General features: G+C 71.3%; 23 protein-coding genes. 2 read left to right on the top strand and 21 right to left on the bottom strand.

Annotated features, from left to right (window positions below):
• Window positions 1-75 precede the first annotated feature (75 nt).
• Window positions 76-261, top strand: a complete 186-nt coding sequence (locus OO60_RS14790; protein ID WP_003081898.1) for a hypothetical protein — start codon at window positions 76-78, stop codon at window positions 259-261.
• A 76-nt stretch (window positions 262-337) separates the two neighbouring features.
• Here the strand turns inward: OO60_RS14790 and OO60_RS14795 are convergent, their stop codons facing one another.
• The 17 genes from OO60_RS14795 to OO60_RS14875 all read right to left on the bottom strand — a co-directional run bounded on the left by OO60_RS14795 (window position 338) and on the right by OO60_RS14875 (window position 15,099).
• Complete coding sequence (locus OO60_RS14795; protein ID WP_003081900.1) at window positions 338-1,654, bottom strand: MinD/ParA family ATP-binding protein; 1,317 nt, start codon at window positions 1,652-1,654, stop codon at window positions 338-340.
• A 77-nt stretch (window positions 1,655-1,731) separates the two neighbouring features.
• Window positions 1,732-2,700, bottom strand: a complete 969-nt coding sequence (gene ccsB, locus OO60_RS14800) for a c-type cytochrome biogenesis protein CcsB (protein WP_003081902.1) — start codon at window positions 2,698-2,700, stop codon at window positions 1,732-1,734.
• Between the two features lie 3 nt (window positions 2,701-2,703).
• The gene (gene resB, locus OO60_RS14805) at window positions 2,704-4,296 is read right to left on the bottom strand and encodes a cytochrome c biogenesis protein ResB (protein WP_003081905.1); all 1,593 of its coding nucleotides are present in this window, start codon (window positions 4,294-4,296) and stop codon (window positions 2,704-2,706) included.
• A complete protein-coding gene (locus tag OO60_RS14810; protein ID WP_033261469.1) occupies window positions 4,293-5,066 on the bottom strand; it encodes a cytochrome c biogenesis CcdA family protein in 774 nt (257 codons plus the stop codon). Before OO60_RS14810 ends, resB begins: the two co-directional genes overlap by 4 nt.
• Window positions 5,067-5,229: 163 nt before the next feature.
• The gene (locus OO60_RS14815; RefSeq protein ID WP_003081907.1) at window positions 5,230-5,790 is read right to left on the bottom strand and encodes a TlpA family protein disulfide reductase; all 561 of its coding nucleotides are present in this window, start codon (window positions 5,788-5,790) and stop codon (window positions 5,230-5,232) included.
• Window positions 5,787-6,413 (bottom strand): histidine phosphatase family protein, encoded by a 627-nt coding sequence (locus tag OO60_RS14820; RefSeq protein ID WP_003081908.1) that lies wholly within the window; start codon window positions 6,411-6,413, stop codon window positions 5,787-5,789. Before OO60_RS14820 ends, OO60_RS14815 begins: the two co-directional genes overlap by 4 nt.
• Window positions 6,410-7,711 carry a glutamate-1-semialdehyde 2,1-aminomutase gene (gene hemL, locus OO60_RS14825; protein ID WP_003081909.1) on the bottom strand — a complete coding sequence of 434 codons (1,302 nt, stop codon included), beginning with the start codon at window positions 7,709-7,711 and terminating at the stop codon, window positions 6,410-6,412. The genes OO60_RS14820 and hemL overlap by 4 nt, the downstream gene beginning before the upstream one ends.
• A gap of 187 nt (window positions 7,712-7,898) precedes the next feature.
• On the bottom strand, window positions 7,899-8,411 hold the full coding sequence (locus OO60_RS14830; protein WP_003081910.1) for a hypothetical protein: 513 nt from the start codon (window positions 8,409-8,411) through the stop codon (window positions 7,899-7,901).
• Between the two features lie 11 nt (window positions 8,412-8,422).
• A complete protein-coding gene (locus OO60_RS14835) occupies window positions 8,423-9,625 on the bottom strand; it encodes an ABC transporter permease (RefSeq protein ID WP_003081911.1) in 1,203 nt (400 codons plus the stop codon).
• Window positions 9,622-10,326 carry an ABC transporter ATP-binding protein gene (locus OO60_RS14840; RefSeq protein ID WP_033261470.1) on the bottom strand — a complete coding sequence of 235 codons (705 nt, stop codon included), beginning with the start codon at window positions 10,324-10,326 and terminating at the stop codon, window positions 9,622-9,624. The genes OO60_RS14835 and OO60_RS14840 overlap by 4 nt, the downstream gene beginning before the upstream one ends.
• Window positions 10,323-11,597, bottom strand: coding sequence for an efflux RND transporter periplasmic adaptor subunit (locus tag OO60_RS14845; RefSeq protein WP_003081913.1), 1,275 nt, complete (start codon window positions 11,595-11,597; stop codon window positions 10,323-10,325). The genes OO60_RS14840 and OO60_RS14845 overlap by 4 nt, the downstream gene beginning before the upstream one ends.
• A 62-nt stretch (window positions 11,598-11,659) precedes the next feature.
• Window positions 11,660-11,998 carry a hypothetical protein gene (locus OO60_RS14850; protein WP_003081914.1) on the bottom strand — a complete coding sequence of 113 codons (339 nt, stop codon included), beginning with the start codon at window positions 11,996-11,998 and terminating at the stop codon, window positions 11,660-11,662.
• A 13-nt stretch (window positions 11,999-12,011) separates the two neighbouring features.
• Window positions 12,012-12,452: a hypothetical protein gene (locus OO60_RS14855; protein WP_003081915.1), complete on the bottom strand. Its 441-nt coding sequence runs from the start codon at window positions 12,450-12,452 to the stop codon at window positions 12,012-12,014.
• Window positions 12,449-12,985 carry a hypothetical protein gene (locus OO60_RS14860; protein WP_003081916.1) on the bottom strand — a complete coding sequence of 179 codons (537 nt, stop codon included), beginning with the start codon at window positions 12,983-12,985 and terminating at the stop codon, window positions 12,449-12,451. Before OO60_RS14860 ends, OO60_RS14855 begins: the two co-directional genes overlap by 4 nt.
• 17 nt (window positions 12,986-13,002) lie before the next feature.
• The gene (hemB, locus tag OO60_RS14865) at window positions 13,003-13,974 is read right to left on the bottom strand and encodes a porphobilinogen synthase (RefSeq protein WP_003081918.1); all 972 of its coding nucleotides are present in this window, start codon (window positions 13,972-13,974) and stop codon (window positions 13,003-13,005) included.
• 49 nt (window positions 13,975-14,023) lie between these two features.
• On the bottom strand, window positions 14,024-14,239 hold the full coding sequence (locus tag OO60_RS14870; RefSeq protein WP_003081920.1) for a DUF397 domain-containing protein: 216 nt from the start codon (window positions 14,237-14,239) through the stop codon (window positions 14,024-14,026).
• Window positions 14,236-15,099 carry a helix-turn-helix domain-containing protein gene (locus OO60_RS14875; RefSeq protein ID WP_003081922.1) on the bottom strand — a complete coding sequence of 288 codons (864 nt, stop codon included), beginning with the start codon at window positions 15,097-15,099 and terminating at the stop codon, window positions 14,236-14,238. Before OO60_RS14875 ends, OO60_RS14870 begins: the two co-directional genes overlap by 4 nt.
• Window positions 15,100-15,188: 89 nt before the next feature.
• Between OO60_RS14875 and OO60_RS14880 the strand changes: the two genes are divergently transcribed.
• A complete protein-coding gene (locus tag OO60_RS14880) occupies window positions 15,189-15,509 on the top strand; it encodes a hypothetical protein (RefSeq protein ID WP_003081924.1) in 321 nt (106 codons plus the stop codon).
• Window positions 15,510-15,548: 39 nt separating this feature from the next.
• Here OO60_RS14880 and OO60_RS14885 read toward each other — a convergent pair whose 3' ends face one another.
• The 4 genes from OO60_RS14885 to OO60_RS14900 all read right to left on the bottom strand — a co-directional run bounded on the left by OO60_RS14885 (window position 15,549) and on the right by OO60_RS14900 (window position 20,329).
• Complete coding sequence (locus tag OO60_RS14885) at window positions 15,549-17,081, bottom strand: bifunctional uroporphyrinogen-III C-methyltransferase/uroporphyrinogen-III synthase (protein WP_003081926.1); 1,533 nt, start codon at window positions 17,079-17,081, stop codon at window positions 15,549-15,551.
• A gap of 79 nt (window positions 17,082-17,160) precedes the next feature.
• Window positions 17,161-18,090 carry a hydroxymethylbilane synthase gene (gene hemC, locus OO60_RS14890; protein ID WP_003081928.1) on the bottom strand — a complete coding sequence of 310 codons (930 nt, stop codon included), beginning with the start codon at window positions 18,088-18,090 and terminating at the stop codon, window positions 17,161-17,163.
• Window positions 18,091-18,110: 20 nt separating this feature from the next.
• Entirely contained in the window at window positions 18,111-19,418 is a 1,308-nt protein-coding gene (locus OO60_RS14895) for a glutamyl-tRNA reductase (RefSeq protein WP_003081930.1), read from the bottom strand.
• The gene (locus tag OO60_RS14900) at window positions 19,415-20,329 is read right to left on the bottom strand and encodes a redox-sensing transcriptional repressor Rex (protein WP_033261472.1); all 915 of its coding nucleotides are present in this window, start codon (window positions 20,327-20,329) and stop codon (window positions 19,415-19,417) included. The genes OO60_RS14895 and OO60_RS14900 overlap by 4 nt, the downstream gene beginning before the upstream one ends.
• Between the last annotated feature and the right edge of the window lie 366 nt (window positions 20,330-20,695).

A 20,695-nucleotide genomic window follows, 5' to 3' on the forward strand; every position in this document is an offset into this window, starting at 1 on the left:
GGCCCGGCTTCAGACCCACCACACGGCCGCACGGGTTAACCTCGGTGGACAGGCAGCCATACGGAAGGATCCGGCATGCTCGCTCTGCTCGCGGCGGTCGGCGCGCTGGTCGTCGCCCTGCTCCTGTGGCGGTCGTTCGCCGGCCAGCGGATCGGGGTGACGTCGGCTCCACGCCGGGCCCCCCTCGCCCCGGACGACGACCCCGACTTCCTGCGCCAGCTGGCCGAACAGCAGCGCAAACGCCGGGACGAAGACGGCTGACCCCACCTTTACCTTCACCACAGCCTCGTGAGTGAGAAACAGTGTTCTAACACTGTTTCTCACTCACGAGGCCGGGTCAGCGGTAGCCCTGGGAGAGCGGGGTGGCGAAGCCGTCGGCGACCGTGGCCGCCAGTTCCAGGAGGGCGAGGCGGGTGTCGCCGGACAGGCGGTCCAGCTCGATCTCCGCGCCTTCCTCCAGGTGCGGGTCGAACGGCACCTTGCAGACCGCCCGGACCTTAGCGCCGAAGTGCGCCGACAGCTTGTCGAGGTCGACCGAGCCGCCCTTGGGCCGGACCGAGTTGATCACCGCCACCGAGCGTTTGACCAGCTCGCCGTAGCCGTGGGCCTCAAGCCAGTCCAGCGTCGCCGAGGCGCTGCGGGCGCCGTCGACCGAGCCGGACGAGACCACGACCAGCGCGTCCGCGCCGTCCAGGACGCCCTTCATCGCCGAGTGCATCAGGCCGGTCCCGCAGTCGGTGAGCACGATGTTGTAGAAGTGCTCCAGCAGGTTGACCGTGCGCCGGTAGTCGTCCTCGGAGAACGCCTCCGACACGGCTGGATCCTGCTCGCTGGCCAGGATCTCCAGCCGGCTCGAACCCTGTGACGTGTAGGACCGGACGTCGCTGTAGCGCGTGATGCGGGCCGCATCACGCAGCAGGTGCCGCACGGTCGCGGTCGTCTCCAGCGGGATCTTCTGCGACAGCGTGCCGCGGTCCGGGTTGGCGTCGACGGCGACCACGCGGTCACCGCGCAGGGACGCGAACGTCGAGCCCAGCGTCGTGGTCACCGTGGTCTTGCCGACACCGCCCTTGAGCGACAGCATCGCGATCTTGTAGCACCCGCGCAGCGGCTGGTTGACGCGGGCGATGAGCTCCCGGCGCCGGGTGTCCGCCGGGCTTTCCCCCGGGTTGAGCAGCTTCCCGGTGCCGACGTACAGGGCCTTGCGCCAGCCGGACTGCGGGGGCCGCTTGGTCTGCTTGACCAGGTGCGCGGTCGACAGGTCGTGCCCGTGCCCCGGCTGCGGCGGCGCCGCGTGCCGGCCGCCCTGGGGCTGCGGCAGGCCGGACGACGGCGGCTGCTGCGGGTACTGGGCGTGGGCCTGGTACTGCTGGGCCGGGTCGTACTGCGGCTGCAGCGGCGGCAGGTTCTGGTCGTAGCCGTATTGCGGCACCTGGTGCGGCCCCGACACGGCGGGGTTGGGCACCTGGTGCGGGCCCGAAACCGCCGGGTTGGGCGGCGGCGCCACCGCCTGCGTCGGCTGCACGTCGAACGCCCCCGACGTGTCGGGGTGCGGGTGTGAGTCCGTCCGGTCGTCGGCGAACAGGCCCGGCTGCGCTGGCGCAGCGGCCTGTTCGGGGTGGCCAGGAGCCGATTCTTCGCTGGGTCCGGTCACCGGTGAAAACCTCCGCGCGCTCCGCCTGTCACATCAGTCCCCCGATGTCGACGGTAGTCGGCGGATGCGCGGGCTGCTCAGCCCACCCCGGCGTAGGAGTGCAGGCCGACGGAGACGAGGTTCACGAAGAACAGGTTGAAGATCATCGCGGCGAACCCGACGATGTTGATGACCGCGGCCCGGGCGCCGCGCCAGCCGGCCGTCGCCCGCGAGTGCAGGTAGGCCGCGTAGACGACCCAGGCGATGAACGCGCAGGTCTCCTTGGGGTCCCAGCCCCAGAACCGGCCCCACGCCGACTCGGCCCAGACGGCGCCGCAGAGCACGCCGAAGGTGAAGATCGGGAACGCGAAGATCGTCGTCCGGTAGGCGATCCGGTCGAGGACGTCGGCCGCGGGCAGCTTCGAGGCGAACCGCGCGAACTTCGTGGGGTCCTTCTCGTGGGCCGAGCGGAACAGGAAGAGCACGCTGGCGACGCCGGGGACCAGGAAGACGCCGGAGCCGATGATGGCCGCCGAGACGTGGATGACCAGCCAGTACGACTGCAGCGCGGGCTGCACCGGCGCCGCCGTCGTGTACAGCAGCGTGCCGTTGATGAACATCAGGATCACGACGGGCAGCAGCAGGAAGCCGGTGAGGTGCCGGACCGGGAACTTCCACATCACGATCAGCCAGGTCAGCACCGTGATGAAGGTGACGGCCATGCCGTACTCGTACATGTTGCCCCACGGCGCGCGGTGCACGGCGAGCCCGCGCAGCACGATCGCCGTCAGCTGCAGCAGCGCGCCGAGCACGAGCAGCGACGCGCCCATCCGGCCGATCCGCTCCGGGCGGCCGACCTCGCGCTGCGCGGCTGGGACGTCCTCGACCGGCGGCCCGCCGGCGCCGACCAGCTCACGGGCCCGCAGCTTGGCGCGCTCGGTGGCGAGCCGCCCCTTGGCGCCGAACCCCTGCTCGATCAGGGTGAACATCAGCGCGACGACGTAGATCGCCGCGGCGGTGGTGTACAGCCAGTCGCTGTAGGTCGACAGCGTCTCGTCGATCGGCATGCCTCAGCCCTTCTGCCCACTGATCAGGCGTTCACTGACCCGGTGGAACTCTTCGCCGTACCCGGCCTGGTCGGTGCGCGCCAGCCCGGCGACCTCGATCACGGTACCCGGCTGGTCCGGCGTCCCCGGTTTCACCCGCACCCACAGCCGGCGGCGCTTGACCAGCAGGGACGCGCCGAGCCCGACGAACATCGCGATGGCGAACCCGAGCACGAACCCCTGCGTCGGGTCGTGCGAGATCTGGATCGAGACCCACTGGCCGACGCCGTCGAAGCGGACCTTCGTGCCGTCGTCGAGCTTGAGCTCCTGGCCGACCTTCAGGTTCTGCCGGGCGACCTTCTTCAGCCGGCCGTCGGCGACGAGCGACTGGTCGACCTCGAAGACGGACTGGCCGCGCCCGGCGTCGAGGCCGAGGTCACCGCGCAGGACGTCGACGGCGACGGCGGGGTCGTTCGCCTCGGGCGCCGACGACGTCAGGACGCTGCCGTGCAGGAACGCGGTCGGGGCGAACAGGCCGGTGATGGCCAGCTGCCGGGTCCGCCGCTGGACCTCGTCGGTGATGCCGGGCTGGTCGAACTTCGTCGCGCCCTCGGCGAGCATGGTGCTCGGGTCGACGGTGCGCCACTGGGTGTTCTGGGTGCGCTGCGTGCCGTCCGGGAAGGTGACGGTGAACTTCGGCGAGTAGCCGTGCCCGAGCAGGTAGACGCGGTCGCCGGCGGTGCGCAGCGGCGAGTTGACCTCGAGGCCGTACGGGCGCCAGGTGTTCGTGGCCAGGTCCTCGCCCGACTGGTACTGGATGTTCGAGTGGTAGTAGTCGGGCTGGCCGGAGGCGGTGTAGCGCGCGGTGAAGTCGTTCACCTTCACGCAGAACGGGTTGAGGTCGGTGCCGTCGACCCGCAGGCCCGCGTTGAAGGAGTCGTAGTTGTAGATGCCGGCGTTGCAGAAGGTGCTGCCGTCGGCCTGGACGATGACCTGGCCTTCGTAGCCGTAGAGCTTGCCGAGGGCGAAGAAGACGATCAGGCCGAGCATGCTGAAGTGGAAAAGCAGGTTGCCGGTCTCGCGCAGGAAGCCCCGCTCGGCGGAGATCGTGCGGACGCCGTCGGCCTCTTCGCGCTCGACGCGCCGCCAGCCGGACAGCTGCTTGTGGACGGCGGCAATCTCGGCGGTGACGTCGGCCTTGCCGCGGCCGAGCCGGTAGTGCGGCATCCGGGCCAGGTTGCGCGGGGTCAGCACGGGCTTGGCGCGCATCGCCTTGACGTACTCGAAGCTGCGCGGCGTGAGGCAGCCGACGAGGGAGACCATCAGCAGCAGGTAGATGGCGGAGAACCAGATGCTGGAGTAGACGTCGTAGAACTCGAGCTTGTCGAGCAGCGTCCCCCACCAGCCGTGGGCGGTGATGTATTCGTCGACCTTGGGTGCGTTGAGCTTCCGCTGCGGCAGGAGCGCACCGGGCAGCGCGGCCAGGGCGAGGAGGAACAGCAGGACGAGCGCGGTCCGCATCGACGTCAGGCCGCGCCAGGTGTTGCGCAGGAAGGCGAGCGTGCGCTTGGCGGGCCGGTTGTGCGGCGGTTCCGGGGGCGCTTCCGTGATCGTCACAGCGGCAGCTCCAGGTTGCCGGTGAGCTCGTTGCGGAGCCAGCCCATCAGATCTCCCCAGACGCCGGTGACCAGCAGGATTCCGACGGCCAGCAGCAGCACGCCGCCGAAGACCTGCACCTGCCGGCCGTGCCGGCGAACCCAGTCGGTGGCGCGCACGGCCCAGCGGGCACCGAGCGCGATGAGCAGGAACGGCACCCCGAGCCCGAGGCAGTAGACGGCGATCAGCAGGTACCCGCGGGCCTCGGCACCCCCGGTGGCGCTGGCCAGCGTCATGACGGCGGACAGGGTCGGGCCGATGCACGGAGTCCACCCGAGCCCGAAGATCGCGCCGAGCAGCGGAGCGCTCCAGATCCCGCCCCGGGGGACGTGGTGCGAGCGGACCTCGCGCTGCAGGCCGGGGATCCAGCCGAGGAACACCAGGGCCATGGCGATGGTCAGCACGCCGCCGAGGCGCTGCAGGAGGTTCTGGTTGAGGACCAGCGTGTCGGCGAGCCAGACGAGCGTGCCGAGGGTGGCGACGAAGACGACGGTGAACCCGAGAACGAAGAGCAGGGCGGCCCCGACAACGGCCCACCGGCCCTGCTTGCGCCCCTCATCGGCCTTGACGGCGGGAGCATCGGCCCCGACGAGCGCGGCGAGGTAGGCGAGGTACCCGGGCACGAGCGGCACGACGCACGGCGAGGCGAAGGAGACGGCCCCGGCCAGCAGGGCGACCCCGGCCGCGAGCAGCAGCGGTCCGGAGATCGCCAGCTCGGTCACGGAGTTCACTCCGTTGAGGGTAGGCAGTGAGGTCCTGGTGAGAACGCCGGGGCTGGTTCACAGGACCTCGGTCACAGCAGTTCAGGACCTTGGTCCCGGCCGTCGTGAGTGGTAAGGCGAGTTAGAACGCGCCTTACCACTCACGACCGGCCGCGGCAGAAAACCTCGGCGATCAGGCTTCCGCGGCCAATCGATGCGCCACCGGCAGCAGGTCCTGCGCCAGCACCTGCCGCAGGAACACCGCCGCCACCCGATGCTGCTTGTCCAGCACGATCGTCGACGGGATGATGTTCCGCGGGTACCCGCTCAGCTTCAGCAGCACCCGCCCGTCCGGGTCGTAGATCGACGGGTACGTCAGCTGCCTGTCCCGCACGAAGTCCTGGGCCACCTCGCGCGCCGGGTCGCGGACGTCGATGCCCACCACCTGGACTCCCTGGCGGGCCACCGTCTCCATCTCCGGGGCCTCCGTGCGGCACGGGCCGCACCACTGGCCCCACAGGTTGAGCACCACGACCTTGCCCGGGTAGTCCGCCAGCGAGAGCTGCTTGCCCTCGTTCATCAGGTCGTCGCCCGCCAGGACCGGGGCCGTCTGGCGGTCCGCGGCCTCGTACGTGATGTCGATCTTGCCGCCCGGGGACACGAAGTTGAAGCTGCTCCCCTGCACCACCGCGTCCTTGCCCGCGCTGCACCCGGCCAGCGCCAGCACGGCGAGCACCGCGCACAGGAACCTCATGCCCCGGTCACCTTCGGGTCGGTCGCCCCCGCGGGCTCGCTGTAGACGATCTCGCGCAGCTCGTCGCCGTCGAACACCAGGGACGTCAGCGACGCCAGCGAGCATTGGCGACGCCGGGGGTCGTGCCACAGGCGCTTGCCCTCCAGGAACCGCCGCAACGTCCAGATCGGCAGCTGGTGGGACACGCAGAGCGCCTCATGACCCTCCGCGGCGGAGCGCGCCCGGTGGACCGCGCCCAGCATCCGGTGGGCGATCTCGATGTACGGCTCGCCCCACGACGGCTTGAACGGGTTCACCAGCTTCGGCCAGTGCCGCGGCTCCCGCAGCGCGCCGTCGCCGACTGCCACCTGCAGGCCCTCGAACTGGTTGCCCGCCTCGATCAGGCCCTCGTCGGTCGCGATGTCGAGGCGGTGCGCGGCCGCGATCGGGGCCGCCGTCTCCTGCGCCCGCTGCAGCGGCGACGCGACGACGTGCACCAGGTCGTGCCCGGCGACGGCCTCCGCGACCGTCAGCGCCTGCCGCTGCCCGCGCTCCGAGAGCCGGTAGCCGGGCAGGCGGCCGTACAGGATCTTCGCGGGGTTGTGCACTTCGCCGTGACGCAGCATGTGGACGACGGTGGTCACTGGACGGCCCCAGCCGCCGCGCGCGCCGCAGCGGGCAGAGCCGCTTCGATCACAGCGAACGCTTCGTCGTCCATGGCCGCGTTGACGAACCACGCCTCGTACGCGCTCGGAGGCGCGTACACGCCTCCGTCCAGCAACGCGTGGAAGAACGGCGGGAAGCGCCACGTCTCCGACGCCTGCGCGCCCGCGTAGTCGCGAACCGGCGTCTCACCGAAGAACACGCTTACCAGGTTGCCCGCGTACTGGACGTTGTGCGCAACCCCCGCTTCGCTCAGCGCGGCGTGGAAGAGATTGCCGAGGCGCTTCGCGTTGGCGTCGAGAGCCGCGTACACGGCGTGGTCGGCCGCGCGCAGCGTTGCGAGGCCCGTGGCCACCGCCACCGGGTTCCCGGAGAGCGTCCCGGCCTGGTAGACCGGCCCGCCCGGGGCGAGCTTGGCCATCACGTCGGCGCGGCCGCCGAAGGCCGCCGCCGGCAGGCCGCCGGACATCACCTTGCCGAACGTGTAGAGGTCGCCGGCCACACCTTCGAGGCCGAACCAGCCCGCGCTCGACACGCGGAACCCGGTCATCACCTCGTCCATGATCAGCAGTGCGCCGTGCTCGTGGGCGAGCTCGCGCAGGCCCGCGTTGAAGCCCTCGTCCGGCGCGACCGCGCCCATGTTCCCGGCCGCCGCCTCGGTGATCACCGCGGCGATCTCGCCCGGGTTGTCCACAAAGGACTTCCGGACGGCGTCGAGGTCGTTGTAGGGCAGCACCAGCGTGTCCGCGGCCTGGGCGCCGGTGACGCCCGGCGACGTCGGCAGCCCGAGCGTCGCGACGCCGGAGCCGGCCTGCGCGAGCAGCGCGTCGACGTGACCGTGGTAACACCCGGCGAACTTGACGATCTTCGTCCGGCCGGTGAACCCCCTGGCCAGCCGGATCGCGCTCATCGTGGCCTCGGTGCCCGAGTTGACCAGCCGGACCTGCTCGACCGGCCCGACCCGGCCGATGATCTCCTCGGCCAGCTCGACCTCGCCGATCGTCGGCGTGCCGAAGGAGAGCCCGGACGTCGCCGCCGCGCGCGCCGCCTCGACGACGTGCGGGTGCGCGTGGCCCAGGATCATCGGGCCCCAGGACGACACCAGGTCGACGTAGCGGTTGCCGTCGGCGTCCCACAGGTGCGGGCCCTCGCCGCGGACCATGAACCGCGGGGTGCCGCCGACCGAGTTGAACGCCCGGACCGGCGAGTTCACCCCGCCCGGGATGGCTGTCTTCGCGCGGTCGAACCACGCCTTGGACTGCTCGGTTCCAGTGCTCACCCGTCCAGTCTCGCAAACCCCCGCTAGCTGACCGGACGCCGCCCGGGAGGGAACCGCCTAGTGCGGTGACCGGATACGTTCGCCGGAACCCTGGTGGTCTGCCGCGGCTGGTCGTGAGTGGTAAGGCGGGTTAGAACCCGCCTTACCACTCACGACCCCGACCCGGTGAACCTTCGTGGTCATCGCGCTAGCGCGCGGCCTGCTGGGTGATGGCCTGGGCGGACACCGTGCCGTCGTCGCCCGCCTGCCCCTGGACGACCACGGTGGCCCCCGGCTTGAGGTCGGCCAGTTTGCCCGGCTGGGTGACCCCGACCGTGGTGTCGTCCGATGTGGACACCTTGACGTCGGTGCCCTGCGCGGTCTTCACGTACACCGTGGTGCCGTCGACGCGGTCGACCGTGCCCGTGGTGCCGCGGCCGCCGCGGAACCCGCCGCCCTGCTGGCCGGTGCCCGCCTGCTGGCCGCCCTGGGTGCCACCCGCCGGGCGGGTGGGGGTCGACGCTGTCGACGAGCCGAACGCCGCGTGCGTCCAAGCGCCGCCGCCGAACGCGATCGCCAGCACGACCAGCCCGGCCAGCACCAGCGTCGTGCGGGAAAACGGTTTCGCCGCGTGCCGCATTTCGGCGTTCAGGTCACCGTCGACCGCCGGGCTGGCGATGATGTCCTCCGCGTTCGGCGGGGTCGTGGTGGACGAAGACATGCGAAGACTCCTTATTCGTGACGCAGCGCGTCGATGGGCCGGAGCTTGGCGGCCCGGTTCGCCGGGAAGCTGCCGAAGAACAGCCCGATCAGGGCGGACACCGCGAAGGCGAGCAGGATCGAGGACGGCACCACGACGGGTTTGATCCCGGAAATCGTGAACCGGCTGCCGATCACCCCGATGGCGACGCCGAGCAGCCCGCCGAACAGGCTGAGCATGGTGGCTTCGGCGAGGAACTGGCCGAGGATGGCCGAGCGCGGGGCGCCGATCGCCTTGCGGATGCCGATTTCGCGGATCCGCTCGGTGACCGTGACGAGCATGATGTTGGTGACGCCGATCCCGCCGACCAGCAGCGAGATCGCCGCGACGGCGGCCAGCAGCACGGTGAACGTCTCGGTCGCCGACGTCCGGGTCGCGAGCAGCTGTTCGGAGTTCTGGATCTGGTAGTCTGGGGTGCCGCCGAGCCGGATGCCGTGGCGGGCGTTGAGGATCGCGGTGATCTCGGACTGGGCCAGCGAGACGGAGTCGGCGCTGGTGGCCTGGACGGCGATCTGGCTGAGGTTGCCGTACCCGGCGAGGGAGTTCTGCACGGCCGAGATCGGCGCGATGGCGACGTCGTCGGCGTTCTGCAGCCCGGTGCTGCCCTTGGCCTGCAGCACCCCGATCACGGTGAACTGGATGCTGTTGAGCAGCAGGTTCTTGCCGACCGGATCGGCGGTGCCGAAGATCGACTCCGCGGTCGTCGGGCCGAGCACGACGACCTTCCGCGCGGCCGTGACGTCTTCGGCGGTGAACAGCTGGCCCTGGGCGAGCTCGCGGTTGGTCGTGGTGAAGTACGCCGGTTCGGTGCCGGCGACGCTGGAGATGTCGTACGACGTCTGCCCGTAGGTCGCGGTCGCCGTCGTGTTCACCACCGGCGACGCGGCCTTGACGTCCGGGGCGCCGACGGGGTCGACGAGGGCGTGCGCGTCCTGGACGGTCAGCGGCCGGGCGGTCGCGCCCTGCCCGCCGCCGCGCGCCGGGGAGACGTTGACGACGTTGGTGCCGAGGCCCTGGATGCTGGCCGCGATGGCCGCCGACGCGCCGTTGCCCACTGCGACCAGGAGGATCACCGCGGCGACGCCGATGGTGATGCCGAGGGTGGTCAGGGCCGAGCGCAGCTTGTTCGCCGTCAGGCCGCGGACGGCGAAGCGCAGGATTTCCAGGAGGTTCACGAGACCGCCCCCACCGCGCGCGTGACCTCGTCCGAAACGATCAGGCCGTCGTCGACGCGGACCACGCGGTGCGCGTGCTCGGCGACCTCGTCTTCGTGCGTGATGACGACGATGGTGCGGCCGAGGGAGTTGAGCCGGTCGAACACGCCGAGGACGTCCTCGGTGCTGCGCCGGTCGAGGTTGCCGGTCGGCTCGTCGGCCAGCAGCATCGCCGGGCCGGTGACCAGCGCCCGCGCCACCGCGACGCGCTGGATCTGACCACCGGACAGCTCGCTGGGCAGGTGCTTGGCCCGGTCGGACAGGCCCACCATCTCCAGCGCCGCCAAGGCCCGGCGCCGCCGTTCGGACCGCCGTAGTCCACTGTAGACCAAGGGAAGCTCCACATTGGACAAAGCGGAGGTGCGGGGCACCAGGTTGAACGACTGGAAGATGAAACCGATCTTCCGGTTGCGCAGCAACGCCAATTGCCGTTCGTTCAGCTTTCCGACACCGAACCCGTCGAGCAGGTACCGGCCGGACGTCGGCACGTCCAGGCAGCCGAGCATGTTCAGCAGCGTCGACTTGCCCGAGCCCGAGGCGCCCATGATCGCGACGTACTCGCCGGGGTACACGGTGAGGTCGACGCCGCGCAGCGCGTGCACCGCCGTCTCGCCGGCCCCGTAGGTCTTGCGCAGCCCGGAGACCGCGATCACCGGGTTCATCCGCGCCCGCCGAAGCCGCCGCCGGCGCCGGTGCCCGTGCCGCGCTGGCCGCCGCCCGGGAACCCGCCGGTTCCCCCAGTACCAGGGAAGCCGCCCGTCCCGCCGGTGCGGCCGGTCCCGCCGGTGGTCCCGGTGGCCGTCCCGGTGAGCACGACGTTCTCGCCCTCGGTCAGCCCGGAGGTGATCTGGACCGTCGACTCGCCGCGCAGGCCGACCTGCACCGGGCGCGTGACGTTCTGGCCGTTCTCCTGCACGGTGACGAGGTTGGTGCCGCCCGCGGTCTGCACCGCCGCGGCCGGCACGCTCAGCGCGTTGTCCGCCTCGGCGACGGTGATCACGACGCTCGCCGACTGGCCGGGCCGCAGCCCGTCCGGCGGGCTCGTCAGCGCCAGCTGGGCGCCGTAGGAGACGACGCTGCCGCTCGTGGTCGGGGTCAGGTTGACGCTCGATACGGTGGCCTGGACCGGCTTGTCCGGCAGCGCGTTGAGCGTGACGGTGGCCTTCTGGCCCGCCTTGACCTTGCTGACGTCGATCTCGGCGACCGAGGTGTTGACGATCAGCCCGGTCATGTTGGTGATGGTGATGAACCCGCTGCCGGAGCTGCTGCTGCTCGACGCGGCAGCGCTCGAGTTCGCCGAACCTTGGCCGCCCTGGCTGCTCGACGTCTGGGAGCTGGCGGACGAGCCGCTCGAGGACTGCTGCCCGACCGCGCCGTTGATCGCGGTGACCGTGCCGGCGCCCGGCGCGTACAGGACGGTGTTGTCGAGGGCCTGCTGCGCGGTCTGGACGTCGAGCTGGGCCTGGTCGAGCTTCGCCTGCGCCGAGGTGACGCTGTTGGCGGCGCTGGTCTGGGCGTTCTGGGCGTTCGGCCCGGTGGCCGGGGTGTTCTCGGCCGTCTCGGCGGTGTCCAGGCTGTCCTGCGCGACCGCGAGGTTCGCCTTCGCGACTTGAAGCTGCTTCGCCGCCTGCGTGCCGTCGACGGTGGCGAGCTTCTGCCCGGCGCTGACGACGTCACCGACCTTCACGTCGATCGAGGTGACCTTGCCGGCCGTCGCGAAGTTCGCCGCGCCGGTGTAGCTGCTGGCGAGGGTGCCGGCGGCGGAGACCGTCTCGGTGACCGTCGCCCGGCGGACCGGGGTGCTGCGGCTCTGGGCCTGCGCCGAGCTCGGGGCCGGGCTGAATGCCTGGTATATCCCGAATCCCGCCCCGGCCAGCAGTACGACCAGAGCACCGTTGATCACCCATGCCTTCGAGGCACGCACGCGCGTCATGCGGCAACCTTGGTGCCGCTGCTTAGCAATTGACTGTTGGTTCCCTGTGCGTCAGCTGTGTATCAGCCCCGGGGCTTGGGGCCGCGCGCACGGATCGCGAGCGACAGCTGACGCACCGCGTCGACCAGCAGCAACGCGGTCACGGTGCCGAGCCCGATGGCGGCGGCGAGCAGTCCGCCGAAGTACCGGTGCGACTCGAGCACGGCGCCGTCATCGGTGCGCGTGACGACGGTGGCGACGCTGCTGTGCCAGCACGCGTAGGCGGCCCAGCCGGCGGCCACGGCGAGCAGCACCTCCACGACGGCGACGAGCGTCCGCCACGGCTTGTGCAGCCGGGCGCGCGGGCCGGGTTCTTCCGGCGGCCAGAGCTCGGCCCCGGTGGGCTGCGGAAGGTCGATCACGGCGCCGATTTTCTCATGCTTCGCGCGGCGTTGCCCGGACGAGCCGGTCCAGCGCGTCCCGCAGCGCCTCGACGTCCTTCGCCCAGGCGAGCACGACCGTGCCGTCGGCCAGCTGCACCGGCAGCGAGTCGTACTTCCGCGGCACCGACCAGCCGCCCCCGAGGACTCGGGCGCCCACCGGCGTCCCGACGTCCGTCACCGACGCGATGTCCGCGGCCGGCACCTTCTCGCGGCCCTGCCGCAGCTGCTCGGTCGTCACTTCCAGCGACAGGAACCGGCGCCGGGCGTACACCCACGGCATCGTGATGACGCACAGCCCGAGCCCGACCAGCAGCCAGCCGACGACGTGCACCGGCCCGCCCGTGACGAGCTCCGCGAGGGCGCCGACCAGCGCGAACACCGGGCCCCAGCCGATCGCCGCCCAGCTCACGCCGGACTCGGCGTAGAGCCTCACAGCTTCTTGCCGACCTTGGGGAAGTAACCGCTCACCGACGGCAGGTACAGCAGCACCAGCGCGATGACGAACAGCAGCACCGCGACCAGCGTGAGGTAGGTGAGCACCGGCGCGAACGTGAAGATCAGCAGCACCATCACGATCGGCAGGACGGTGAGCACCGTCCGCGCCGAGCGGGTGCCTTCACGCGCCTTGTACGCGAAGAGCAGGAACAGCAGCGTGAACACGGCCGACCCGACGAGCAGGAACCACAGCATCGCCGTGACGCCGTCCGCGATCATCTGCGGCGAGATCTTCGGGTCGGTGGTCCCCTTGACGTACCGGTCGATGACAGCCGACTTGCCCACCATCAGCTGCACGTACCCGAGCACCAGCAGCACCCCGCCGGCGAGCCACAGCCAGAACGACACCGCCACCGGACGCGGCGGCTTCGCCTTCGGGGCCTTCGCACCGGGCAGCACCGGATCGGGCGACCGGCCGAGCTTGCGCCGTTCGTCGTCGGTCAGACCGGTGAGGTCCTCTTTGTCTTCCACGCGCAGAGACTAACGGGTCAGTCCAGCCAGGCAGCGGCTTCGGCGGCCCAGTAGGTGAGGATCATGTCGGCGCCCGCGCGGCGGATGGACGTCAGCACCTCGAGGACGGTCCGCTCGCGGTCGAGCCAGCCGTTCGCGGCCGCGGCCTCGACCATCGCGTACTCGCCCGAGATGTTGTAGGCCGCCACCGGGACCGGGGAGATGTCCGCGGCCGCCTTGATGACGTCCAGGTACGACAGGGCGGGCTTGACCATCACCATGTCCGCGCCCTCGGCGAGGTCCAGCTCGATCTCGCGCAGCGCCTCGCGGGCGTTGCCCGGGTCCTGCTGGTAGGTCTTGCGGTCGCCCTTGAGCTGCGAATCGACGGCCTCGCGGAAGGGACCGTAGAAGGCGCTGGCGTACTTCGCGGCGTACGCGAGGATCGCCGCGTCCTTGTGCCCGACCTCGTCGAGCGCGCGGCGGATGACGCCGATCTGGCCGTCCATCATCCCGGACGGCCCGAGCACGTGCGCCCCGGCTTCGACCTGCGCGATCGCCATCTGCGCGTAGATCCGCAGGGTGGCGTCGTTGTCGACCCCGCCGTCGGCGTCGAGGACGCCGCAGTGGCCGTGGTCGGTGAACTCGTCGAGGCAGGTGTCGGCCATCAGCACGGTGGCGTCACCGAGTTCGTGCCGCAGGTCGCGCAGGGCGACGTTGAGGATGCCCTTTTCGTCGACCGCGCCGGAGCCCTCGGCGTCCCGGGTCTTGGGGATGCCGAACAGCATCAGCCCGCCGACACCGGCGTTGACCGCGTCGACGGCGGCCTTCCGCAGCGTGTCACGGGTGTGCTGGACGACGCCGGGCATGCTCGAGATCGGCCGCGGCGCGTCGATCCCTTCGGCGACGAACATCGGGAGGATCAGCTGGCGTGGCCGCAGCGTCGTTTCGCCCACCAGCCTGCGCATGGCCGGGGTGGTGCGAAGCCTGCGGGGACGATGCTCGGGGAACACCCTTACCAAGTTACTCCGGCGCTGATCGCCGGGATTCCGCAAGGGTGCCTCAGGTCAGGTCGTCGAACTCGCCCGCGCGGCAGCCCTGCACCCAGGCGGCCATTTCCTCGCGGGTGAAGAAGATCGTGCCCGCCTCCGGCGCCTTGCTGTTGCGCACGGCCACCGAACCGTCCCCCAGCGCCGCGACCTCGACACACTCGCCACCGGTATCCCCGCTGAAGCTCGACTTGCGCCACACGACATCGGCAAGACCCTCAAAGCTCATCGATACTCCTCTGCCAACCGCTCGATGAAGGTGACCGACTCGTCCGGCGCCAGAGCCAGTGCGCTGAGGTGGGCGAAGGCAACCTCGTGCGCTTCGATCTCATGGGGCTGCTCGAGATAGAACCCACCGGCGCGGTGCTCGACATACGCGACACCGGGATCACCCGACCAGGCGAAACCTATCACCGTGAAGGGGCCGATCACGCCGGGATGAGCACCGCGGTCGAAAGGCAGCACCTGGATGGTGATCTTCGGCTTGCCGGCCATCTTCACCAGATGCTCCAGCTGGCCGCGCATGACCTCCCGGCCACCGACCAGCCGACGCAGGACAGCCTCGTCCAGCACCGCCCACAACCGCAGGGGATCGGGCTCGCGCTCCAAGACGGCTCGCCGGGCGAGCCGCACGGTCGCCATCTGCTCGATCTCGTCGTCGGTGCGTTCGGTCGTGCCGCGCCGAAGCAGTGCATGCACGTAGTCGCTGGTCTGCAACAACCCCGGCACAGCCTGGGCCGCGTAGGTCTGCACCTGGTTCGCGCCCTGCTCCAAGCCGACGTAGAGCGAGAACCAGCTCGGCACGATCTCGGAGTAGCTCTCCCACCAGCCCTTGGTCCGCGAATGCTTCGCCGCGTCGATGTAGTCCGGCCACTGGCTCTTCGGCACCTTGAACAACGGCAGCAGGACCTCGTCGAGATCGCGCAGGACGACCGGCCGCTCCGCGGTCTCGTAGTAGGAGACCTTGGCGACCGTGCAGCGCAGCGCCTTCGCCACGTCCTTCTGCTCCAGCCCGGCCTCCTTGCGGAGCCGGACCAGTTCGAACGCCAGCCAGCGCCGCCACACGGTCGGGCTTGCCGTCTCGACCACGCTGCTCCCTCCGCGAACTCCCGAGTTCACCCGATCGGATGTCCGCCTGTTAATTCAAAATTTTCACTCAACACTCTAGCCTCGACGTCATGCCCCCGCTCACACAGTTCCACGACATCGACGATCCTTCGCAGCTCCCGCCGTTGTGCGGCGAACCGGAGTTTTCCACCCTGGTCACCGAGCTGGCCCTCGCCGAAGCGCCCCGCCTGTTCGCCGTCGTCCAGGAGTACGGCGTGCGGGTGGACGCCAGGATCGCGGGCTGGGGGCTGGCGTTCGAAGACCGCGCCGACGTCATCAGCGTCGGCGGCCGGCTCCGCATGAGCCTGACCGCGCCGGAGCACGCCCTGCGGGGATTCCGCGCCGGCCCGCACGTCCACCCCCGGCTGGTCTGGCTGCCCCGCGAAGCGTGAAGGCCGCCCCGGGCGAACCGGGGCGGCCTTCACGACCGATCAGGAGCGGCGGGCCCGCTTGGCCTTCCGCGGCGGCGGCAGGGCGCCTTCCGCACGCAGGCGCGCCGCGTGCTCGGCGAGCGCGTCCACCAGGTGCGGGACGTCCGCCTTCTCCGGCTGGACGTCGACCCGGAGGCCGAACTCCACCGCCGTTTCGGCCGTCTTCGGGCCGATGCACGCGACCAGCGTGCGGGTGTGCGGCTTGCCGGCGATGCCGACCAGGTTCCGCACGGTCGAGGACGAGGTGAAGCAGACCGCGTCGAAGCCGCCGGTCTTGATCATCTCGCGGGTCTCGGCGGGCGGCGGGGCGGCCCGGACGGTCCGGTAGGCCGTCACGTCGTCGATCTCCCAGCCGCGCTCACGCAGGCCCGCCGACAGCGTCTCGGTGGCGATGTCCGCCCGCGGCAGCAGCACGCGGTCGACCGGGTCCAGCACGTCGTCGTACGGCGGGAACTCGGCCAGCAGGCCCTCGGACGACTGCTCACCCGAGGGGATCAGCTCCGGGATGATGCCGAACGAACGCACCTTCGCCGCCGTCGACTCGCCGACGCAGGCGATCTTCACGCCGGAGAACGCGCGGGCGTCCAGGCCGAACTCCTCGAACTTCTCCCACACCGCGCGGACCGCGTTGGTGGAGGTGAAGACGATCCACTGGTAGCGGCCGTCGACCAGGCCCTTGACCGAGCGCTCCATCTGCGCCGGGCTGCGGGGCGGCTCGACCGAAATCGTCGGGACCTCGTGCGAGGTCGCGCCGTGGCCGCGCAGGCGCTCGGCCATCTCGCCGGCCTGCTCCTTGGTGCGCGGCACCAGGACCTTCCAGCCGTACAGCGCGCGCGACTCCCACCACGACAGCTTCGAGCGGTGCCCGGCGGCCTGGCCGATCGTGACGATCAGCGGCCCGACGAGCTCGCCGGCGTCGTTCGCGACCTTCTCGAGCGTGGTGTCGAGGGTGCGCTGGGTGTTGATGGTGCCGTTCGCGGTGACCGCGACCGGGGTCGACGCCGGGACGCCGTTGCCGGTCAGCGCCGACGCGGCTTCGGCCAGGTGCGCCGACGTCGCGTGCAGCACCAGCGGGCCGGGCGCGGCGGCCAGTGCCGCCCAGTCGACGTCGCCGCGGACGTCGACCTCGGTGTGCGTGCCGCCCAGCGCGACGCCCGCGTACGCCGGGACGGCCGCGGCCGGGGAGACACCCGGGATGACGTCGAACACGGCGCTCGTGCGCGCGACCGCCTGCACCTCGGCCACCACGGCCGGGGTGGTCAGCGGGTCGCCCGCGACCAGGCGCAGCACCAGCCGGCCGGCCTTGGCCTCGGTGGTCAGGTCCTTGGCGACCTCGGCGGCCTCGCCGACGGCGGGCCGGACCTCGGCGCCCTCGGCGGCCATGGCCAGCACGGCCTGGGGCACGTCGGGGTCGGTCACCACGACCTCGGCCTTGGTCAGCAGCTCCTGGGCACGGACCGTGAGCAGGCCGGCGTCGCCGGGCCCGGAGCCCACGAACGCTACGCGCCCGGTGGTCTTTCGCGCGGGGGTCATCTGTGCGTTTCTCCTCTTGCGGCGGCCACGCCGGATCGCGCGGCCACAGGTCTCCTACGTGCGGGTTGTGACGCCCAGGTCACTCGGTGGAGCCGGAAAGCGTCCCGGCTCCCAGGTCCAGCAGCTCGGCGGCCAGGTCCTTGCCCAGCTGGGCGGCCTGGTCCTTGTCGGCCAGCGCGGAGGCCCGGACCATGTCCACCGCGCCGTTCTCGCCTTCCGCGGCGGCGGTGCCGCGCAGCGAAATCCGTTCCACGACCTTGCCCTCGGCGTCGAGATCTTCGACGATCTCGGCGAGCGCGCCCACCGGCGCGCTGCACCCCGCCTCGAGCGCGGCCAGCAGGGCCCGCTCGGCCGTCACCGCGGCCCGCGTGCCCTCGTCGTCCAAAGTGGACCGGAGCAGCTGCTCGAGGTCCACGTCGGCGGTCCGGCACTCCACCGCCAGCGCGCCCTGAGCGGGCGCGGGCAGCATCTGGATCGGGTCGAGGGTCTCGGTGATCGCCTCGACCAGACCGACCCTGGCCAGTCCGGCACGCGCCAGCACCACGGCATCGAGCTCGCCGTCGGTCACCTTGCGCATGCGGGTGTCGATATTGCCGCGAATCGGCACGATTTCCAAACCGAGACCCAGCGCACGCAGCTGCGCGGTGCGCCGCGCGGCGCCCGTGCCCACCGTCGAACCCGGCGGCAGCTCGCCCAGCGTGAGCCCGTCGCGCGCGATCAGCGCGTCCCGCGGGTCTTCGCGCGGCGGCACGGCGGCCAGCGTGATGCCCGGCTCCGGCGCCGTCGGCAGGTCCTTGTACGAGTGGACGATGACGTCGACCTCGTTGCGCAGCAAGGCTTCCCGCAGCGCGGAGGTGAACACGCCGACGCCGATCGTGGCGATCGGCGCGAGCGACTTGTCGCCGGGCGTGGTCACCTTGACGATCTCGACCTCGACGCCGGTGGCGCGCAGGGCGTCGGCGACGGTCCCGGTCTGGGTGAGCGCGAGCTTCGATCCGCGCGTACCCATTCGAATGACTCTGGTCACTACTACTTCTTCTCTGAAGGGGGCTTCGGGCTCGCCACCGCGGCGGGCGCCTGCGGGTCGAGGCAGAACAGTTCGCGCAACGCGTTCGCGTAGTCGGTGTCGGCCGTCTCGGCGGCCAGCTGCTTGACGCGCACGGTCGGCGCGTGCAGCAGCTTGTCGACCACCCGGCGGACCGTGCGGCCGACCTCTTCGCGCACCGCGCTGTCCAGCTCCGGCAGCCGGTTGTCCAGCCGGAGCAGCTCGGCGTCGACGACCTCGGCCGCGCGGCGGCGCAACGCGGTCACCGTCGGCGTCACCTCGGCGCTGCGCTGCCCGGCGAGGTAGTCGCGCACCTCGTCGAGGACGATCCCGGTCGCTTTGGCGGTCTGGCGTTCGGTGGTCGGCGTGCCCGCCTCGCGCATCCGGCGCTGGATGGTGGCCAGGTCGACGACCCGGACGTCGGCCAGCTCGCCGACCGCCGGGTCGACGTCCCGCGGCAGGCCCAGGTCGCAGACGACCAGGGTGCGCCCGCCGCGCGGGAGCACGTGACCAGGTGCGAAGACGGCGTCCTGCGCGCCGGTGCAGCAGATCACGACGTCGGCGTCGCGCACGGCGTCGGCGACCCCGGACAGCGGGATCGCACGGGCCGGGACGCCCTGCTCGGTGACGTTCGCGGCCAGCCGGCGGGCGCGGGCGTCGGTGCGGTTGGCCACGGTGATCTCGCCGATCCCGGCCTTGCGCAGCTGCGACGCGCTCAGCGCGCCCATCGAGCCGGCGCCGACGATGACGGCGTGCTTGCCGGTGACGTCCCCGGCCGCGGCGAGCGCCTCGGACACGACCGAGGCACCGAGCTGGTCGAGCCCGGTCTCGGTGTGCACGCGCTTGCCGACGCGCAGGGTGGTCTGGATCAGCTCGTGCAGCGTGCGGCCGACCGTGCCGGCTTCGCGCGCGGTGGCGTAGGAGGAGCGGACCTGGCCGAGGATCTGCGTCTCGCCGACGACCATCGAGTCCAGGCCCGAGGCGACGGAGAACAGGTGCTCGACGGCGGCACCGGCGTAGTGCACGTACAGGCTGTCGTAGAGCTCCGCCGGCTCCATCCCGGCCTGGCGGGAGAGCACGCGGCTGACGTCGTCGAGGCCGCCGTGGAAGGTCTCGACGACCGCGTAGACCTCGATCCGGTTGCAGGTCGAGACGAGCATGACCTCACTGACGTGCTCGGCCTGCTGCAGCTCGTCGAGGACCTTGCCGACCTCGGGCGCGGGGACCGCGACCCGCTCGAGCGTGCTCAGCTCCGCGCTGCGATGCGAGAGACCGACCGCCAACACGCTCATGAGCGCACCACCATTCCCCGTCCGCCGTCCGGACCCGTACCGTTCCGCCTGCCGTTGCCGTTCTCGGCGGGCACCACCGCACCGGGTAACCCGGAATTGCCCTGATTCCCGGCGGCGTCGTCCGCGCGGCGGGCCACATGGAACGAGAGTATCTGCAGCTCCACGGCCAAATCCACTTTCCGGACCTCAATGTGAGCGGGAACCTGCAGCACGACGGGCGCGAAGTTGAGGATGCACTGGACACCGCCCGCGACCAGCCGGTCACACACCGATTGCGCGGCGGTCGGCGGGGTGGCGATCACGCCGATCGAAATGCCCCGCTCGGCGCAGATCCGCGGGATGTCGTCCATGTGCGACACCGGCAGCCCGCCGACCGGCACGCCGATCAGGTCCGCGTCCAGGTCGAACAGCGCCTCGACCGGGAAGCCGCGCCCCGGGAAGCCGCCGTAGTTGGCCAGCGCGTGGCCCAGGTTGCCGATCCCGACCACGGCCACCTTGTGCTGCCGGGTCAGGCCGAGGATGCGCTCGATCTGGCTGACCAGGACGCCGACCTCGTAGCCGACGCCGCGGGTGCCGTAGGAGCCCAGGTAGGAGAGGTCCTTGCGCAGTTTCGCGGAATTGACCCCGGCGGCCTGCGACAGCTCTTCACTCGAAACGGTCGTGGCGCCTTGTTCGGACATTCCGGACAAAACCCGGAGGTAGACGGCGAGCCGGGCGACCGCGGCTTCGGGAATGGACTTCGCCCGGACGGCCTCGGGAGCATCCCCGTTGCGGCCCGGCTCCCCGGCGGGTACCGCGGGCATTTCGGCGGTCGGGGCGTTGTCGGCGTCCGGCGTGGCCGGACGGCGGGGCCGTCGCGGTGCCCGGCCCGGGGAGTCCGCCGCGTCGCGCCTCCCCCGCTGTGTCACCACGCCGTCGTCTCCTGCCCGCTGTGCACCCGGCGGCCATCGCCACGGCCGTACCGAACTGTGTCTTGACCCCGGTCTCGGAGTCCGGTTCGATGCCGGGCCCCCGGGGGCGATGGCCCTACGGTAGACCACTTGTGAACGCACGCACAAAGTCACAGGTCGGAGGCGGTTCCGGCGGCCCCACGATCATGACGGGGCGTCAGAATCCTTGCCCGCCAACCGCTTCCGGCACGGGCCCGCGCCGGCTCCGGCGGACCGGTCACCACCCCTCCACCCCCGCCCGGATGTCGCGAATGACTCATTCGGGACGTCGGAGGTCCCGAATGAGTCATTCGCGACATCCGGGGCAGGGCGGCGGGGGGCGGGGGG

The organism is Amycolatopsis vancoresmycina (genome assembly GCF_000716785.1).
Taxonomy (GTDB): domain Bacteria; phylum Actinomycetota; class Actinomycetes; order Mycobacteriales; family Pseudonocardiaceae; genus Amycolatopsis; species Amycolatopsis vancoresmycina.

Coding starts and splice junctions, on each gene's coding strand:
- OO60_RS14845 (WP_003081913.1), bottom strand. CDS start 11,597: ATGACGCGCGTGCGTGCCTCGAAGGCATGGGTGATCAACGGTGCTCTG.
- OO60_RS14830 (WP_003081910.1), bottom strand. CDS start 8,411: ATGTCTTCGTCCACCACGACCCCGCCGAACGCGGAGGACATCATCGCC.
- OO60_RS14790 (WP_003081898.1), top strand. CDS start 76: ATGCTCGCTCTGCTCGCGGCGGTCGGCGCGCTGGTCGTCGCCCTGCTC.
- OO60_RS14895 (WP_003081930.1), bottom strand. CDS start 19,418: ATGAGCGTGTTGGCGGTCGGTCTCTCGCATCGCAGCGCGGAGCTGAGC.
- OO60_RS14815 (WP_003081907.1), bottom strand. CDS start 5,790: ATGAGGTTCCTGTGCGCGGTGCTCGCCGTGCTGGCGCTGGCCGGGTGC.
- OO60_RS14870 (WP_003081920.1), bottom strand. CDS start 14,239: ATGAGCTTTGAGGGTCTTGCCGATGTCGTGTGGCGCAAGTCGAGCTTC.
- OO60_RS14880 (WP_003081924.1), top strand. CDS start 15,189: ATGCCCCCGCTCACACAGTTCCACGACATCGACGATCCTTCGCAGCTC.
- ccsB (WP_003081902.1), bottom strand. CDS start 2,700: ATGCCGATCGACGAGACGCTGTCGACCTACAGCGACTGGCTGTACACC.
- hemC (WP_003081928.1), bottom strand. CDS start 18,090: ATGGGTACGCGCGGATCGAAGCTCGCGCTCACCCAGACCGGGACCGTC.
- OO60_RS14885 (WP_003081926.1), bottom strand. CDS start 17,081: ATGACCCCCGCGCGAAAGACCACCGGGCGCGTAGCGTTCGTGGGCTCC.
- OO60_RS14840 (WP_033261470.1), bottom strand. CDS start 10,326: ATGAACCCGGTGATCGCGGTCTCCGGGCTGCGCAAGACCTACGGGGCC.